Origin of the sequence: Foliimonas ilicis, assembly GCF_039939195.1 — a bacterium.
In the GTDB taxonomy this organism is placed as follows: Bacteria; Pseudomonadota; Alphaproteobacteria; order Rhizobiales; family Rhizobiaceae; genus Foliimonas; species Foliimonas ilicis.
The window spans coordinates 41,667-56,688 of the sequence record NZ_JBDUUH010000005.1; the positions used below are offsets into that span (position 1 = coordinate 41,667).

The window sequence follows — 15,022 nt, forward strand, 5'->3', positions numbered from 1 at the left end:
CCCGCTCGCCGCAGATTCCTCGCGGCTAATGCATTGAAGTCGGGGCAGGGTAGAACGCGGTGTGTTGTGCTACAATCCGATACTATCTGAATGAACCATGAAGAATTCCTTCACAATGGTGCGCATGAGAATGCTGGCATCAAAGTGACATTCGTTCTTCGAAGTACTTGCGTTGCTTGATCATGTGGTCAATAAAGACTTTCAGTTTCGGCAAGCGCTGGGCGCGGCTCGGATAATAGAGAAACAGGCCGGGACTTTGCGGACAATAGGTGTCCAGCACGGTTTCAAGTCGTCCGCGCACGACTTCTTCGTGCACCAACGGCTCTGCCAGATAGGCAAGGCCGAGACCTTTCATTGCCATCGATGGCAGCAGCGTTTCGTCATTGAGTGTGAGCGGGCCAGAGACATTGATCTCGACTTCGCGCCCATTTTCGACGAATTCCCAGCGATACACACCACCTGAGCGTTCCTGACGGTATCGGATGGCGCGATGGGAACCAAGATCGGCAGGCTGGACAGGGTGCCCATGCTTCTGGAAATAGGAAGGCGAACCCACCACGCAATATCGGAAGGGCGGTGTCAGCCTGACGCCGATCATGTCGGCATCAACGAGCTCTCCCAGCCTTATTCCAGCATCAAAACCGGCCGCGACGATGTCCACGAAACCGGAATCCGCCACGATTTCGATATCTATATCCGGGTAGGCGGCGCAGAACTCGGGCAGTGCGGGTTCGAGCACTGGTGTGACAACCGAGCGCGGCACGGTAATGCGCAACAGTCCTGAAGGTCGCTCGCCCAAGGACCTTGCCGCCTCAAAGGCGGCATCTAGGTTTTCCATGGCGGGCTTTGCGTGTTCGATAAATCGCTGGCCGGCCTCCGTCAGGCCGACGCTGCGCGTCGAGCGCGAGACCAACGCCACGCCGACACGCGCTTCCAGAGTCATAATCGACTGACTGACGGCCGACGGCGATACGCCCCAATCGATCGCCGCCGCGCGGAAACTGCGGCGATCCGCGACACGCAAAAACGCCGATACGCTATCAAGTCCGCGTGCCACCTTTGTGAAGTTCTTCTTCATCTATCTGCCTGATTAGCATGGATACCTGAATCAGACCCCTCATAACATAAATTGCCGCGGCAAAAATGGTAAGGCGAGAAGCGCGAGGAGCCAAAGGCAGCCTTAGATTAAGGCCCGAGCGTGCCGAGTCAGATGACCGCGCCAAAACCGACTCCGGCGAGAGGCGATCCCATAATCGCCCGGTGACAACGAAGTTCCTTTCTCATGACGTTCAGACAGGGTAGTCTCGACTGCTCAAGTTCAAGCATAGTCGTGGATGTAATGCGTAAACGTGTTGGCAAGATTAAAAGCCAGTCGTCGGCCTCTTTTCCCGCTATCGACCCCGTCTCAGCCGTTCACTCTGCAATGTCGAAATCACGAAAGCAGCCTTTTGTGAAGCGTGCTCCTACGTCCAATCGCCATTATAGATTTTTGCCAGTGCGCCGACGACATTCGCTATTTCAGCGCGAAGCTCGGGCGGCCCGATTAATAGATGGGGCTTATGGACACCTGGAGGTCGTGGCGGATGATTTCTTCAAGCCCAATGGCTTGGCGTTTTCGCCCGATGAGAGCAAGCTCTACATCGCCGACACAGGACGAACCCACGGCGCCCAGCATCCGGCCCACATCAGGGTGTTCGACGTTCAAGGCAGCAAGCTTGTCGGTGGGCGCGTCTTTGCAGATTGCACCGTTGGTCTCTTCGACGGTTTTCGGATTGATACCGACGGCCGCCTTTGGACGTCGGCGGGAGATGGCGTCCATGTCTATCATCCCGACGGCACTCTGATCGGGAAGATCAAAATCCCCGAGGTGGTCGCGAATGTCTGTTTCGGCGGACCGAAGCGCGATCGCCTTTTCATCTGCGGCACGACCAGCCTTTATTCGGTTCGGGTCTTCGCCACTGGTGTAAAGACCTTCTGAGGTTGGCAGTCACATGTCGTCGAATGACTTCAACCAAGAGCTGCACGCCGCCTATTTCTGTACTTTCAAGGCTTCGCCATCGTCCAGCATATCGCCGTACGAGCGTAGTCGGGTGCACAGGCTGGCCAAGCTCCAATGGCTATGTCGGAACAGGGTGCCGCATCTGGGGCGCTGACCATACGCGCCAACGCTTATCAGTTTGCCGAAATCTGACCCTTGAGCACAGTTCCGACCGATCGGTCTTGTCTGACTTGCAGGACTGACGAGATTTGCTTGTCTCTTCTACTCGCACATCCCATAAAGATTTGCTTTGTGAAATAAAGCGCCTAGGATGTTTCTGGAATGGAAAAAAAACTTCTGAAATTCTTCTAATTGTGAAAGAGGTTGGGTTGAGAGAGCATTTGGATCAGGCAGACAGGCGGTTGGTTAAGTTGCTGTCACAAGACGCGCAGCACAGTATCAGCCAGCTTTCCGAGAAGATGGCGATGTCGGTGCCGACAGTACGATCGCGTCTTCGCAACCTTCTTGACCGCAATCTCCTCAGGATCGTGGGACTTCTGAACCTGACCGAGCGTCCCGAACTGATCTCGGCCATCGTCGGCATCAATGCGCAGGGGCGCGGGCGAGCGCGCGAACTTGCCGAGCGCATCGCGCAATTGCCTTTCGTGAATTCGGCTTCCGTGGTGACCGGCCGCTTCGATATCATCGTCGATGTCACCGTCACCGGCGACGTCGCCGACCTCTACCGCGTCACCAGCGAACTGATCCCCGGCGCAGGCGAGCCGGGCGAAGTCGTCCGCAGCGAGACGTTCGTCGTCATGGCATCGTGCAACAAATGGATCAACCTGCCCGAAGGCTGCTGGCCCGAAGGGGCTGAGGCGCCAGTGCGCAAGGAAATGGCATGAAAGTCGCGGTGCTCGGCGGTCTCGGCTTGCAAGGACGCGCGGCGATTGCTGATCTCGTTGCAAGCGGCGTCGAGGAGGTGGTGTGTGTCGAAACTGCTTCGAACGGCGCGACTGTCCTGGCGGGCCTCACCGATTTGAACCGCATCCGTTTCGTCGTTCCTGAAGGTCCGATCGATTCTGTGTTGGCCGAGGTGATGAACGGCGTGGATGCCACCATCGACCTATTGCCGCAGCCCCTGATGCATGATGCGGTGCTTGCCGCGATCAAGACGCGCACACCGCTGGTGACGACCAACTACGCGAAACCGATTGCGGATCTCGCACCGGCGGCTGAAAAGGCGGGTGTGTCGATCATGACCGAATGCGGGCTCGATCCGGGTATCGACCTTGTTTTGTATGCGCATGCCGCGCGCCAGTTCGACGCCGTCACATCAATCGATTCCTATTGCGGAGGCATTCCCGAACCGAAGGCACGCGTCGAGCCACTATCCTATAAGGTGAGTTGGAATTTCGATATGGTTCTGGCCAGCCAGAGCCGCGACAGCGTGCTCATGGAAGATGGTAAGCGCGTCGTGGTGTCGAGCGCCAACCAGCATGAAAATACATTCATCCATCAGATTGAGGTTGAAGGGCTTGGTGCACTGGAGGCCATTCCGAACGGCGATGCACCCCACTACGCCGCGATGCTCGGTGCGGCGAACGGTTTGCAACGCACGGGCCGCTATTCGTTGCGATGGCCGGGCTGGTCGGCGTTCTGGGCGCCGCTGAAAAAGCTCGGCTTCTTGTCCGATCTGCCTGTGCCGGGTCTGGCAGCTCCGATCAACCCGCGCGAGTTCCTCAGTCGCTTGCTTGGCCCGCAGCTCCAATATGCTGACGATGAGAAGGATTTGTGCATCATGCGCAATGTCTTTCGCGGCACGCAGGGCGGTCGCGGCAAGACGGTGACATCCGATCTCGTCATCGAACGCGACCTGAAATCCGGACTGTTCGGAATGAGCCTCGGCGTCGGTTATCCGGCAAGCATAGTCGCGCAAATGCTGGCAAGAGGCGAAATCGCCGGCGCCGGGCTTCTCAACCCTTTGACGCATGTGCCCGATGGTCTGTTCCTGAATGAACTAGCCAAACGTGGGATCAATATATCTGAAACGATCGTCTGGAATGCCTGAGGGCGAGGTAGAGTTTTGATAGCGGCTTGACCCGCCAGCAAGCGGTGATGCCTTTCAAAAGAAGGCCTATTACGGGCAAGAAGACAACCGGGAGGAGACTAGAATGAAGATTGCCAATCTGTTTATCACGGCACTGGCGACGCTGGGTATTACCAACGCGGCAAGCGCTGGCGCACTGGATGACATCGTCAAGCGCGGCGAATTGCGGGTTGCGGTGCAGACGCAGGGACCTCCCTTCTCGTTGGTAGATTCCAAGGGCGAACGCAGCGGCAGTTCCGTAGAACTTGCTGAGCTGATGGCAACTGAAATGGGCGTGAAAATCACATTCCTGGATTTCGACTGGGATGGCCTCATTCCAGCGCTGCTGTCCGGCAAGGCCGATCTGCTCGTGGCCGACATGACGCCGACGCTGGCGCGGGCGATGAAGGTCGCCTTCACCAACCCTTACATGTACACGGGCAGTACCGTGTTCATGAAGGGGGAAAGCAAGTTCAAGACCGCCGAAGACTGCAAGGCGCCTGGCACAAAGATTGCCGTGCTGCTCGGCGCAACCGGCGAAAAGGAAGCCAAGAAAGCTTTCCCCGAAGCCGACATCAAGAGCTACAAGGGCGGCGGTCCGCTACTGCTTGACGCCGTCAATAACGGTCAGGCCGATTGCGGCGTGAATGACGTTTCCGCTGTCAAAGGCCAATCGACAGCTTATCCGGCAGGCACCTTCAACATCATGCCGGATCTTTTGTCGAAAGAACCCCTGGCCTTCGCAACGCGTTATGACGAGCCCGATCTGCTTGTCTGGATGAACCTGTTCCTCAATCAGGTCACCATCGATGGACGCCTGGAGCAGAACCTCAACTACTGGGTCAATTCCGAAGACTGGAAGAAGGACCACTAAAAGCTGGCACCGGACGATCCCGCATCTAACTCCTGCTCGATGCGGGATCGCTCTTTGCCTCGCCTGCCGGGGAGGCAGGCCTTACTTGGTAACCACGATATGGTAGGCCCTCCGTAGATGCTCGAAAATTTCAGCTTCCGCACGATTGGCGAATACCTGCCCCTGTTCGGGCAGGGCCTCGTCACGACGGTCTGGCTATCGGTCATTTCCTTCGCCGGCGCGCTTCTGGTCGGCATTTTGCTTTGCGCTATGAACCTGCAACGCTCGCGCGCCCTAGGGGTGCCGGCCAAAGCCTATATCGATGTCATACGTGCCACGCCGCTGCTGGTTCAGCTCTATTTTCTCTATTTCGGCCTGCCGCGCCTTGGCATTATTCTGCCTGAATACATCGTCGGCATACTCGCTCTGTCACTAAACAGCGGCGCCTATATCGCCGAGATCATCCGCGCGGGCATTCTATCGATCCCGGGCGGTCAGGTGGAGGCCAGCGTCGCCTCCGGCATGCGCTATCTTCAGCGTATGCGCCTCGTCATCCTGCCGCAGGCTTTCAAGGTGACAATCCCGCCGCTGCTGGGGCAGGCCATCGTCATGGTGAAGGATTCGGCGCTGCTGTCGCTGATTTCGGTTGCCGAACTGACGCGCGCCGGGCAGTTGCTCGCCTCCGATCGTTTCATGCCAGCGGAAGGTTTCATCACCGTCGCCGCCTTCTACCTCGTGCTTTACTATTGCCTCAAAGGGCTGGCCGCTTTCGCGAGTCATTGGCTCGGCCGTGAACCGGCAAGGAGCCGCCCATGATCTGGCAACAACTGGAAAGCCTTGCCGGCAGCTACCCCCTGGCCATGCGCGGACTCGGCATGACGGTCGTACTTTCGCTTATCGCGCTTGTCATCGGCACGCTGATAGGCTTTGGCCTCGGCATTTTGCGCACCGCCGGCAGCCGCGTGCTCAGCACCGTCATCGGCGCGTGGGTGGACCTCATCCGTGGGACGCCGTTCCTCGTCCAGATATTTTTGATCTTCTTCATCCTGCCCGAACTTGGCGTCGAGCTTGACGCCTTCACCGCCGGCATCATCGCGCTGACCAACCTCAACGCCTGCTTCATCTGCGAAATAGTGGTCGCCGGTATTAACTCCGTGCCGAAAGGCCAGATTGAAGCGGCGCTGGCTTCGGGCTTGTCCAAATGGCAGCGGATGCGGCAGGTGGTGCTGCCGCAGGCCATGCGCGTGGTGCTGCCGCCGCTGGTCGGGCAATATGTGCTTCTCATCAAGGATTCGTCCGTCGTCTCCGCCATCGGTCTGACTGACCTGACACGCGTCGGCTGGCTGGTGGTGCAGCGCGTACCGAATGGCCTGCTGGTCTTTGCGCTCGTCGGGGTCGGCTACTTCGTCGTATGCTACCCGCTCATCCTGCTGGCGCGCCGACTCGAAAGACGCATGAGCGCTGCCCATGGCGAGGTGCAGTTGTGAACTCCCTTCAGGAAGGTCGTCAGGCGTGATCGAGTTTCAAAATGTCAACAAATGGTTCGGATCGCTTCATGTCCTCAACGACATCAACCTCAGCGTCCAGCCGCGCGAGGTGGTTGTGGTCTGCGGCCCCAGCGGCTCGGGAAAATCGACACTGATCCGCTGCGTCAACGGCCTGGAGCCGATCCAGAAGGGCGATCTTGTCGTCGACGATAAACGCGTCGGTGATCCAGCTACCAACATGACGCTGCTGCGAACTGAAATCGGCTTCGTTTTCCAGTCCTTCAACCTGTATCCGCACAAGACCGCGCTCGAAAACGTCACGCTGGCACCCATCCATGTGCGAAAAATTCCGCGTAGGCAGGCGGAAAAAGACGGACGAGACCTGCTAGCCAAGGTCGGACTCGGCGACAAGTTTAATGCCTATCCTTCGCAGCTATCCGGCGGCCAGCAGCAGCGCGTTGCCATCGCTCGCTGCCTAGGCATGCGGCCGAAGATTATGCTGTTCGACGAGCCGACCTCGGCGCTCGACCCTGAAATGATCAGCGAAGTGCTGGACGTCATGGTGGCGGTTGCCGAAGAGGGGATGACGATGATGGTGGTGACCCATGAAATGGGCTTTGCCCGCCGGGTCGCCCAACGTGTGGTGTTCATGGACCAAGGCGCCATTGTCGAAAGCGGAGCGCCGGAAGAATTCTTCTCCAATCCAAAGACCGAACGCAGCAAAGCCTTCCTCGGCAAGATACTGCGCCACTGAGTGGCGGTTTATGGCGCGGTGTGTCGCTCGTCGTCTATCAATCGATAGTAAGTCCAATAAAACAGGACAGATTCTATTTTTTCCCCAGTCCGACTAAACATCCAGCTCAGTCGATGGTTAAACCATTCTTGAGGTGGGGTTTGTCATGGCTTCAGCAATCGCTTTGATCGTTCCTGACCCGGAAGGTTTCAGATCAGGAAGACATTTCGCTGCTTGACTTACCTTGGTACCACGACGGAATTAGTCCGGAGGCGAGACGCGTCTGTGTCGTATGAGCAAGCAAGGAAATCGATACATCCGGCAACTGTTCATCCTCGCCGCGACGGAGATGGCGGCTTGTTGCGTCGCCGGCCACCAAAGGCGAACGTTGCCAGTGCTGGTGCTCACGGTTGGACGCCGAAGTATTTCACCCTCAGTTTTTCAATTTCTCCGCTCTCTTGAAGTCCAATGATTGCCACTGATGCAGGACGTGTGAAAGGGCTGCCAGTAGAAAATGCAAAGCCGTACTTGTCCGGATGAAAAGTGCCTCCGACGACCTCCACCGGTAGATCAGGATTGGCATGGGCGTGATATTCCAGAACTGGCTTGTCGCCAACAATTGCGGCTATCTCTTCGTTCAGAAGTGCCGCAGTAGCGTCCTCGATATGATTGAAAGGCATTGTGTTGACAAAAGCGCCCTTCATATATTCCTCAGCGATACTTCCGGAGCGCACCCCCACGATTTTGCCTTGCAGGTCTGCAACGCTATTAATTTGGTTCGTGAGATGTGACGCGGTCATTACGCTTGCAACTGACGACGTGACATAGGCTATGACGGCAATACCAAATACCATCCAGATTGCCTGCCAAATGCGACCTGCCCATCCGAACAGATTTTTTCGGGATGTTCGTCCAGATGTAGCCACCGACATTACGTGATAAAAACTCTCCGACAAGCCCTCCCGCCAGCGGCGCGGGAACTCCGGATCAAATCGTCGGTCAAAGAGTGTCAATGCTGCGGTCGCGACCACCAGCATGACACCAAGCCAAGCGTAGTTCATAAGATGGCCAGCATCTCCCAAGTCATCGATAATATCGGAAAAATTGGAACCTGAACCCTTATGGACCATAACACGAAGACCTGCATCAAACCATGGATGGGTAAAGTCTAAAACTTCAGCTCGACCCTCGGTTATCGTGAGGTTTGTCACCGCCGCATCGACTGTGCCGTTCGCCGTAGCCGTAACAAGGTCAGAATAGTTCTGGAATTCTTGATATTCTGAAATGACATTCAGCCGCGCGGCGACACGTTCCCAAATCTCGATCGACATGCCTGAGTAATTTTTGCTATTTTTTGTAACAAAAGGTGGGCTGGAATAAACGCCGACTCTAAGGGTCGATGGGGTCGGTTCGGACACTTGTGCCTTTGTTGTCCCTATCATCAGCAGGACTTGCGTAATCACTAGAAAGATAAGTAGGCACGCACAAAGTATACCAGAATTGAGTAACCGCATTGCAAAAACACCGCTCGTCCGCCAATGTGACGAACCGTTTCAGACTATCAATACGATAGCAAATTCAGCCCGCCATTGAGCGGGCTTTTTTACAGGAAAAATCATGAACAATTTTAATCGTCCGGCTGATTATTCGCAGCACAGAAGTAGAAACTGACGATGCCCTTTCCCTTCCTATTATGTGAGCGTTGAGCCGAGGGATAATCCCGCCACACAAAGTGGGGCAGAACCTCATTAAATGGCAAGGGCGATCTTACGAACGCGGTGTGAAGCGTCTTAAAGCAACGCTTGTTCGAAATTGCCTTAGGTCGCTTGGGGAAAAGCAGTGTGCTTTTTAGGAAAGCCAAGAAGTTCTGATCAAGGTAAAGTTCACAGCAGCGCCAGCTTCCACGACTGCTTCAGGAACTTATCACGCCATCCTGTTCATCGCAGCAGCGACTGCAGCGATTGCGAAGGTGTTCGGACAGTCGCCCGACGGCGCGCTCGCCAGTCCGGTTTAATTCTCGCGATACCGGTTCAAGAGTCCGCAACGTCCTCCCTGACGTGCTGTCAGGTATTGCTTGGGTTAGAAGCGTCCTGCCGGATCGGCGACTGGGCCGGTATTGAAGGACAAATCCGTGGTCCGCATCAGAGAGCTCGAATGGCGTAAAAAGAGACTGGAAAACGTTTCACAGTTCAACATTCATGGCGTCTCAACGCGATGCTTCCTTGATGAGGCGACCTGGTGACAGGGCGCCTTCCTCTACGCCTATGGTCCGGAGTTCTAAAGGAAGGTTCCCGTTCACGATTAAGCCCTGCGCTGCCTTTCCGAGAGCCGGCGCCATCATAATTCCGAAACCGCCCTGACCAGCCAGCCAGAAGAAATCGTTTGCCCGTGGATCGAAACCGACGACAGGGACCTGATCTTCGACGAACGATCGCAGACCAGCCCAGCTATGGGCGACCCGGCTGATGGAAAGAGTTGTTCGGCGTTCCAGCCAATCGACCAGAACGGCAACGTCCCACTCGTCTGGCTGAGCGTCCTGGGGAGCGGTGGACGTCTGGTCGCCAGGTGATGCCATAATCTTACCGGCATCCGGCTTGAAGTAGGCTTCGCCATCGACATATTCAACTGCTGGCATGCTACCTAGGTCCGCTCCCGATGGCGGATCGACGAGGATAGCAGTGCGTCGCTTGGGCACGAGATGGAGAGGGATTGCCCCAGCCATCGCGCCGATCTCATCGGCCCACGCGCCGGCCGCGTTCACAACAATGCGTCCGACAAATGTCGTGTCACGCGCTGAAAGACGCCAAAGTCCCTGGCGGTACTCAATGCGGTCGATCCGGCTGTTACAGATCACCATGCCACCGCGTTGCCTAAGACCGCGCAAGTAGCCTTGGTGCAATCCAGCGACATCAATGTCCATGACGCCCTTCTCATAGGCGGCAGCAGCGACTTGGTCAGGTCGCAGCAACGGTGCCAACGATCGGGCGTCTGCGGCCGAAATCAACTCGATCTCATTATCGGGCGAGGACAGTGCAAGGACCGCAGATAGGCGGCCCTCATCGCCTGGCCCAGCTACCGTCAGCGAGCCTCTCGGCGTTAGCAGCGGATACCGGGTGAAGTCGGCTGGCGGGGATGTAAAAAAGCCATGGCTCGCCGAATTGATGCGCTGGACGATGGGCACGCCGTAGTTGCGTGTGTACAATGCGGCCGACCGCCCCGTACTGTGATATCCTGGAATATTCTCAGCCTCGATCAACGCTACGGTGCCACCCGCCGCCAATTCGAACGCAGCGGCCGCTCCTGATATGCCGGCGCCAATGATCAAATAGTCGAAGTGCATCGTGGGATCACTCTTTCAGCTATAGAGGCCCTTCCTCGGCCCCAGTCTTTTCCTACGGCGTCGCTCACCAGCAACAGTCATAACGCTCGGAGCACAAAAACCTTTCAGTTGGCCGCGCGGCATCTCACTGATTGAGCCCACTTAAAATAAATATGCAAGAAAAATAAAATATGTTGACCTTATGATAGAAATATTGCCTCTTGATCGAGTTCATTGGAGGATGCGCGTGGGAAAGACGGTTCGCCAAAGACTGACGGATTGCATGAGCACGGGTTCCCGGGCCGATAAGGTTTTGGCGAGCTATATCCTCTCAAAGCTGAACAGCATCCCATTCGAAACAGCCTCAACGCTCGCCGCAAAAGTCGCGGTGAGTGAACCAACCGTTGGCCGCTTCTGTCGCGCCATCGGGTACAAGAGCTTCAAGGACCTCAAGGAACAACTGCGGGAAGACATCGGCGACCGCCCGTGGCTGGTCAGCGATCGCCTGCGTGAGTTCCAGCAACGCTCGCTCGCTGGCGAAGATCAATTGGCCCAAGGCCTGCAACTTGAAATAGCCGGTCTGGTGGCCGTCTACGAATTGGCCCAGACCGAGGAATGGAGACGGACGGTCCAACGTCTATCGACGACCAAAGCCGTTTACGTTGCAGGATTTCAGACCGAACGCGGCATGGCGCAATTCTTTGCAAATCAGCTGCAGTACCTGCGCGACCGGGTTCATCTATTGGATCTGGCGGGCGGGAGTTTCGCCGAGCTGCTGCTCACCGACCACGAGGAGGCGTGCCTCGTGATATTTGAGGCACGGCGCCATTCGCGGCTGGCCCGCCTCCTTGCCCAGGAAGCGCGCAGCGCGGGAATTCCGACTACGCTCATCACCGACGCATTTTGCGACTGGGGCCGCGATCTCGTCGATGAAGTATTGGTCGTGCCGACAGAATTCAACTTGTTTTGGGATTCCACGGCCCAAATGGCGAGCCTGACAAACCTGCTGATGAACGGCGTCTTTATCAAGCTTGGACCACTCGTAGAAGAGCGGATGAACAAGGTCTCAATGCTCTACAGCCGCTTCACAGGATATGTAGGCGACTTCTCCGAACCAAAAGGCTGAAAACGCAGCAAAGCGTTCCATTAATAATAAACAAAAGGGAACTGTGACATCATGAATTATCTGGCTAAAACCGCTCTGCTGGCATCAGCAGCCTTCGTCGTCTTGCCTAATGTTGTCGCTGCGCAGGAGGCAACCTTCGTCCTGACCGCCCGCGATGTTGGAGCGCCTAGTTACGATCCCATCAAAGGTACCAGACTGAACGATGCCATCTCGCTCATCTATGATCGACTGGTTGTCCAGGATACCGATCAGAGCTACCACGGCCAACTCGCTACCTCTTGGGAGTCCGCTCCTGATGGCATGCAGTGGACGTTCAAGCTTCGCTCGGGCGTCACATTCCACAATGGCGAGCCGTTTAATGCCAATACAATCGAATGGTGGATTCCAAAGTTCAAGGGTACCGAGAACTCGTTCATGGTCGACGCCATCGAGAAGGTGGAAGTGATCGACGATCTTACGGTCAGGTTCGTCATGAAGAACCCTGACCCGAACCTGCTCTTCAATCTGGCGAGCACCTTCATGAGCGTTCCCGAGCCGACGGCCTATGACCGCCTCGGTGACCAGTTTGGCGTGACCGAGGCCATCGGAACCGGACCGTTCAAGCTCGAGCAATTCACGGTCGGTCAGCAGACGATTCTTGTGCGCAATGACGACTACACTTGGGCGTCAGACCTCTCAACGAACAAAGGACCAGCCAAGATTCAGCGTCTGGAGGTGCGGGAAATCACCGAAGATTCCACCGCGTTCCTCGAGCTGCAAACGGGCGGCGTCGATCTTCTGCTGCGTGTACCAACGGACTTCCTGCCGCGCTTGAAAAGTCAGGAGGCAATTGAGGTTGTTACTTTGCCGGGCACGGAAATGATCTATATGCCGATCAACACCTCGGTGGAGCCGTTCACCGACATCAAGGTGCGCCAGGCCGCCGCTCTGGCGATCAACCAACAGGAAATCACAACTAGCCTCTTTGGTGGGGTCGGTTTGCCTGCACATACGTTCCTTATCGATAGCCTGCTGGAATCTCAGGTCGATCCCGAGTTCCTTATCAGTTTCGATCTCGAAAAGGCCAACAGCCTTCTCGATGAGTCCGGCTGGACCATGGGATCGGGAGGCATTCGCGCAAAAGACGGGAAGCCCCTGCAGGTCAAGCTGTGGACCCAGAACGGGACCGAGTTCAAGCGCGTGTCGGAAGTCGTGCAGGCACAGTTGAAAGCAATCGGTATGCAAGCCGACATCACGGTGTTCGATTCCAGCACGATCAACGCCCAATACAAGAAGGAAACGGAGCACCAGCTGGCAATTCGGACCTACGCATGGGCTAACGCGGACATCATCGACTGGTTCTTCAGCGCAAAGCGTCTGGGCTATCCGAACGTCTCGATGCTGAATGATTCCAGGGCCGAAGAGTTGAACGACATAGCGATGACCAAGTCGCGCACGTGGGACGAGCGCGTTGCCAACTTCAAGACGTATCACGAGTACATCCTGTCCCAGTTCCCTTTCGCGCCGATTTATCAGCCCGTGACGAATGTTGCCTACAACACTGAGGCGCTCGTGCTTCCGAAGACCATCCGGGGCCGATTCCAAAGCCATGTGGTGCTCGATATCGAAGTAAAGGACTAAGCGTCTTTCACCGCAAAACAGCCATTGCGAAGAGTGCCGGGATGTTCATTTTCGTCATCAAACGACTACTTATGCTCGTTCCGGTATTCCTCGCCGTGTCGTTGATCATATTTCTGATCATCCATCTGGTTCCGGGCGATCCGCTCGCGAACATCATGCAGGTCGGATCCTCGCCTGAACAACAAGCGGCCCTGCGCGCAAGATACGGCTTCGATCAGCCTCTGCTGGTCCAGTACGGGCTGTGGTTTCAGAAAATGTTGTCCGGCGATCTCGGCGACGCCATCATCTTGCGCCAGCCGGTGGCGGCGCTCATTGCGCAAAATCTGCCTCACAGCCTGGCACTTGGCGGACTCGCACTGGCCTTTTCGACAGTGGTGGGAATTGCCGCCGGTGCTCTGGCCGCGATCCTGAAGGACAGCTGGCTGGATCGAACCGTCATGACCCTGATCCTGCTGGGATCGACCGTTCCGAGTTTCTGGCTCGGCCTGCTGATGATCTTGCTGTTTGCGGTGCAACTCGGCTGGTTTCCGGTCTCCGGCGCTCGAAGCGCCAGCGCGCTGGTCCTGCCGGTTCTCACCATCGGCCTTGGGGGCGTCGCCTTGGTTGCACGCGTGACGCGCGCGGCGATGATCGACATTGCCCGCAAGGATTTCGTTCTGATGCTCCATGCCAAAGGTGTGTCGTCGGCGCGTATTCAACTGCGCCATGTGCTGCGTCACGCGCTGCTTCCGGTTCTAACGATCCTCAGCCTGCGCATCGGCTGGATCCTCGGCGGCGCCGTAACGGTCGAATTCGTCTTCGCGCGGCCGGGTCTCGGCTCCCTGCTTATTACCTCCCTCAATCAACGCGATTATCCCGTGGTGCAGGGCTGCCTTTTGATGCTGGCCATTGCGGTCATGCTAGGCACTTTGCTCGGCGATATTCTTCAGGCTGCCATCGACCCGCGGGTCCGAGAAAGGACGACTTGAGAATGGCAAGCTCCAAAGCCCTGGCCAAGGTTCTTCGATCGCCGCGCGGCGGCATTTCCGCCGCCTTCCTCAGCGTCGTGATCATGTGTGCGGTGCTGGCCCCTTGGATCGCGCCCTATGCGTATGACATTCAGAATTTGCCAAGCGCCAATAATGAACCCTCACTGACGCACTGGCTTGGCACCGACGAGTTTGGTCGCGATTTGCTGTCGCGCATCATCCACGGTGCTCGTACATCGCTGACGGTGGCTGTTATCTCCATCGGCGTCTCTGTTCTGGTAGGCACCAGCTTGGGCGCCGCAGCTGGCTATTTCGGCGGCGCTTTTGACCGTGCCGTAACTGCGGTAGTCGATCTGACTTGGTCTTTCCCTGAGATACTCATCGCGCTTATCTTTATTGCGATCATCGGACCGGGATTGCACAGTACAGCCATTGCCATCAGCGTTGCCTATCTGGCGCAGTTTACGCGCTTGGCGCGCGCGCAAATCATGGCGCTGAAGGGCGAAACCTATGTCGAGGCCACGATCAATCTCGGCGCTACCCATGCGCATATCCTGTTCCGGCATCTCATTCCAAATGCGGTGACGCCTATCATCGTCGCCGCCATGCTCGCCACAGGCGATGCGATCATTCTCGAAGCAACTCTCGGCTTCTTCGGTCTTGGTGCGCAACCGCCCACGCCGAGTTGGGGAGCAATGATGAGCAGCGGCACGGCAACAATCTTCATTGCGCCGTGGATCATTATTTTCCCGGGGCTCGCGATCGCGACGACGGTTATCGCCATCAATCTCTTTGGTGACGAAGTGATCGAGTCCCTCGACATCCGCGCTCGATTGCGGGACGGCTGAG

The 15,022-nt window shown here is 56.7% G+C and carries 13 protein-coding genes and 2 pseudogenes; 12 read left to right on the forward strand and 3 right to left on the reverse strand.

The genetic code is table 11. The annotated features are described in order from the left end of the window. Positions 1-139 precede the first annotated feature (139 nt). Positions 140-1,078, reverse strand: coding sequence for a LysR family transcriptional regulator (locus ABFT80_RS12550; RefSeq protein WP_347972267.1), 939 nt, complete (start codon positions 1,076-1,078; stop codon positions 140-142). A 468-nt stretch (positions 1,079-1,546) separates the two neighbouring features. Here ABFT80_RS12550 and ABFT80_RS12555 point away from each other — a divergent pair. The 8 genes and pseudogenes from ABFT80_RS12555 to ABFT80_RS28080 form a co-directional block, all read left to right on the forward strand. Next, a pseudogene (locus tag ABFT80_RS12555) lies at positions 1,547-1,978 on the forward strand (SMP-30/gluconolactonase/LRE family protein); the annotation flags it as partial. Positions 1,979-2,367: 389 nt separating this feature from the next. After that, positions 2,368-2,883 (forward strand): Lrp/AsnC family transcriptional regulator, encoded by a 516-nt coding sequence (locus tag ABFT80_RS12560; RefSeq protein ID WP_347972268.1) that lies wholly within the window; start codon positions 2,368-2,370, stop codon positions 2,881-2,883. Then, positions 2,880-4,049 carry a saccharopine dehydrogenase C-terminal domain-containing protein gene (locus ABFT80_RS12565; protein ID WP_347972269.1) on the forward strand — a complete coding sequence of 390 codons (1,170 nt, stop codon included), beginning with the start codon at positions 2,880-2,882 and terminating at the stop codon, positions 4,047-4,049. The genes ABFT80_RS12560 and ABFT80_RS12565 overlap by 4 nt, the downstream gene beginning before the upstream one ends. Positions 4,050-4,152: 103 nt before the next feature. After that, entirely contained in the window at positions 4,153-4,941 is a 789-nt protein-coding gene (locus ABFT80_RS12570; protein WP_347972270.1) for an ABC transporter substrate-binding protein, read from the forward strand. Between the two features lie 117 nt (positions 4,942-5,058). Next, positions 5,059-5,736: an amino acid ABC transporter permease gene (locus ABFT80_RS12575; protein WP_347972271.1), complete on the forward strand. Its 678-nt coding sequence runs from the start codon at positions 5,059-5,061 to the stop codon at positions 5,734-5,736. Then, on the forward strand, positions 5,733-6,407 hold the full coding sequence (locus tag ABFT80_RS12580) for an amino acid ABC transporter permease (protein WP_347972272.1): 675 nt from the start codon (positions 5,733-5,735) through the stop codon (positions 6,405-6,407). The genes ABFT80_RS12575 and ABFT80_RS12580 overlap by 4 nt, the downstream gene beginning before the upstream one ends. Beyond that, a complete protein-coding gene (locus tag ABFT80_RS12585) occupies positions 6,388-7,161 on the forward strand; it encodes an amino acid ABC transporter ATP-binding protein (protein WP_455189927.1) in 774 nt (257 codons plus the stop codon). Before ABFT80_RS12580 ends, ABFT80_RS12585 begins: the two co-directional genes overlap by 20 nt. A gap of 256 nt (positions 7,162-7,417) precedes the next feature. After that, positions 7,418-7,612, forward strand: a pseudogene (locus tag ABFT80_RS28080) (hypothetical protein); the annotation flags it as partial. Here the strand turns inward: ABFT80_RS28080 and ABFT80_RS12590 are convergent. Next, entirely contained in the window at positions 7,545-8,558 is a 1,014-nt protein-coding gene (locus tag ABFT80_RS12590) for a transporter substrate-binding domain-containing protein (RefSeq protein WP_347972274.1), read from the reverse strand. The pseudogene ABFT80_RS28080 and the gene ABFT80_RS12590 sit on opposite strands and share 68 nt — an antisense overlap. 788 nt (positions 8,559-9,346) lie before the next feature. Next, on the reverse strand, positions 9,347-10,480 hold the full coding sequence (locus ABFT80_RS12595; RefSeq protein WP_347972275.1) for an NAD(P)/FAD-dependent oxidoreductase: 1,134 nt from the start codon (positions 10,478-10,480) through the stop codon (positions 9,347-9,349). Positions 10,481-10,706: 226 nt separating this feature from the next. Between ABFT80_RS12595 and ABFT80_RS12600 the strand changes: the two genes are divergently transcribed. The 4 genes from ABFT80_RS12600 to ABFT80_RS12615 are packed head-to-tail and all read left to right on the forward strand — an operon-like array spanning position 10,707 to position 15,021. Next, positions 10,707-11,585, forward strand: a complete 879-nt coding sequence (locus ABFT80_RS12600; protein WP_347972276.1) for a MurR/RpiR family transcriptional regulator — start codon at positions 10,707-10,709, stop codon at positions 11,583-11,585. A 51-nt stretch (positions 11,586-11,636) separates the two neighbouring features. Further along, entirely contained in the window at positions 11,637-13,205 is a 1,569-nt protein-coding gene (locus ABFT80_RS12605; protein ID WP_347972277.1) for an ABC transporter substrate-binding protein, read from the forward strand. A 41-nt stretch (positions 13,206-13,246) separates the two neighbouring features. Further along, the gene (locus ABFT80_RS12610; RefSeq protein ID WP_347972278.1) at positions 13,247-14,173 is read left to right on the forward strand and encodes an ABC transporter permease; all 927 of its coding nucleotides are present in this window, start codon (positions 13,247-13,249) and stop codon (positions 14,171-14,173) included. A gap of 2 nt (positions 14,174-14,175) precedes the next feature. Further along, a complete protein-coding gene (locus tag ABFT80_RS12615) occupies positions 14,176-15,021 on the forward strand; it encodes an ABC transporter permease (protein WP_347972279.1) in 846 nt (281 codons plus the stop codon). Position 15,022 lies beyond the last annotated feature (1 nt).

What these genes read in the sequence shown, in the direction of transcription:
- ABFT80_RS12550 (WP_347972267.1), bottom strand. Translation starts at nt 1,078, where the DNA reads ATGAAGAAGAACTTCACAAAGGTGGCACGCGGACTTGATAGCGTATCG.
- ABFT80_RS12565 (WP_347972269.1), top strand. Translation starts at nt 2,880, where the DNA reads ATGAAAGTCGCGGTGCTCGGCGGTCTCGGCTTGCAAGGACGCGCGGCG.
- ABFT80_RS12570 (WP_347972270.1), top strand. Translation starts at nt 4,153, where the DNA reads ATGAAGATTGCCAATCTGTTTATCACGGCACTGGCGACGCTGGGTATT.
- ABFT80_RS12575 (WP_347972271.1), top strand. Translation starts at nt 5,059, where the DNA reads ATGCTCGAAAATTTCAGCTTCCGCACGATTGGCGAATACCTGCCCCTG.
- ABFT80_RS12580 (WP_347972272.1), top strand. Translation starts at nt 5,733, where the DNA reads ATGATCTGGCAACAACTGGAAAGCCTTGCCGGCAGCTACCCCCTGGCC.
- ABFT80_RS12585 (WP_455189927.1), top strand. Translation starts at nt 6,388, where the DNA reads ATGGCGAGGTGCAGTTGTGAACTCCCTTCAGGAAGGTCGTCAGGCGTG.
- ABFT80_RS12595 (WP_347972275.1), bottom strand. Translation starts at nt 10,480, where the DNA reads ATGCACTTCGACTATTTGATCATTGGCGCCGGCATATCAGGAGCGGCC.
- ABFT80_RS12605 (WP_347972277.1), top strand. Translation starts at nt 11,637, where the DNA reads ATGAATTATCTGGCTAAAACCGCTCTGCTGGCATCAGCAGCCTTCGTC.
- ABFT80_RS12610 (WP_347972278.1), top strand. Translation starts at nt 13,247, where the DNA reads ATGTTCATTTTCGTCATCAAACGACTACTTATGCTCGTTCCGGTATTC.
- ABFT80_RS12615 (WP_347972279.1), top strand. Translation starts at nt 14,176, where the DNA reads ATGGCAAGCTCCAAAGCCCTGGCCAAGGTTCTTCGATCGCCGCGCGGC.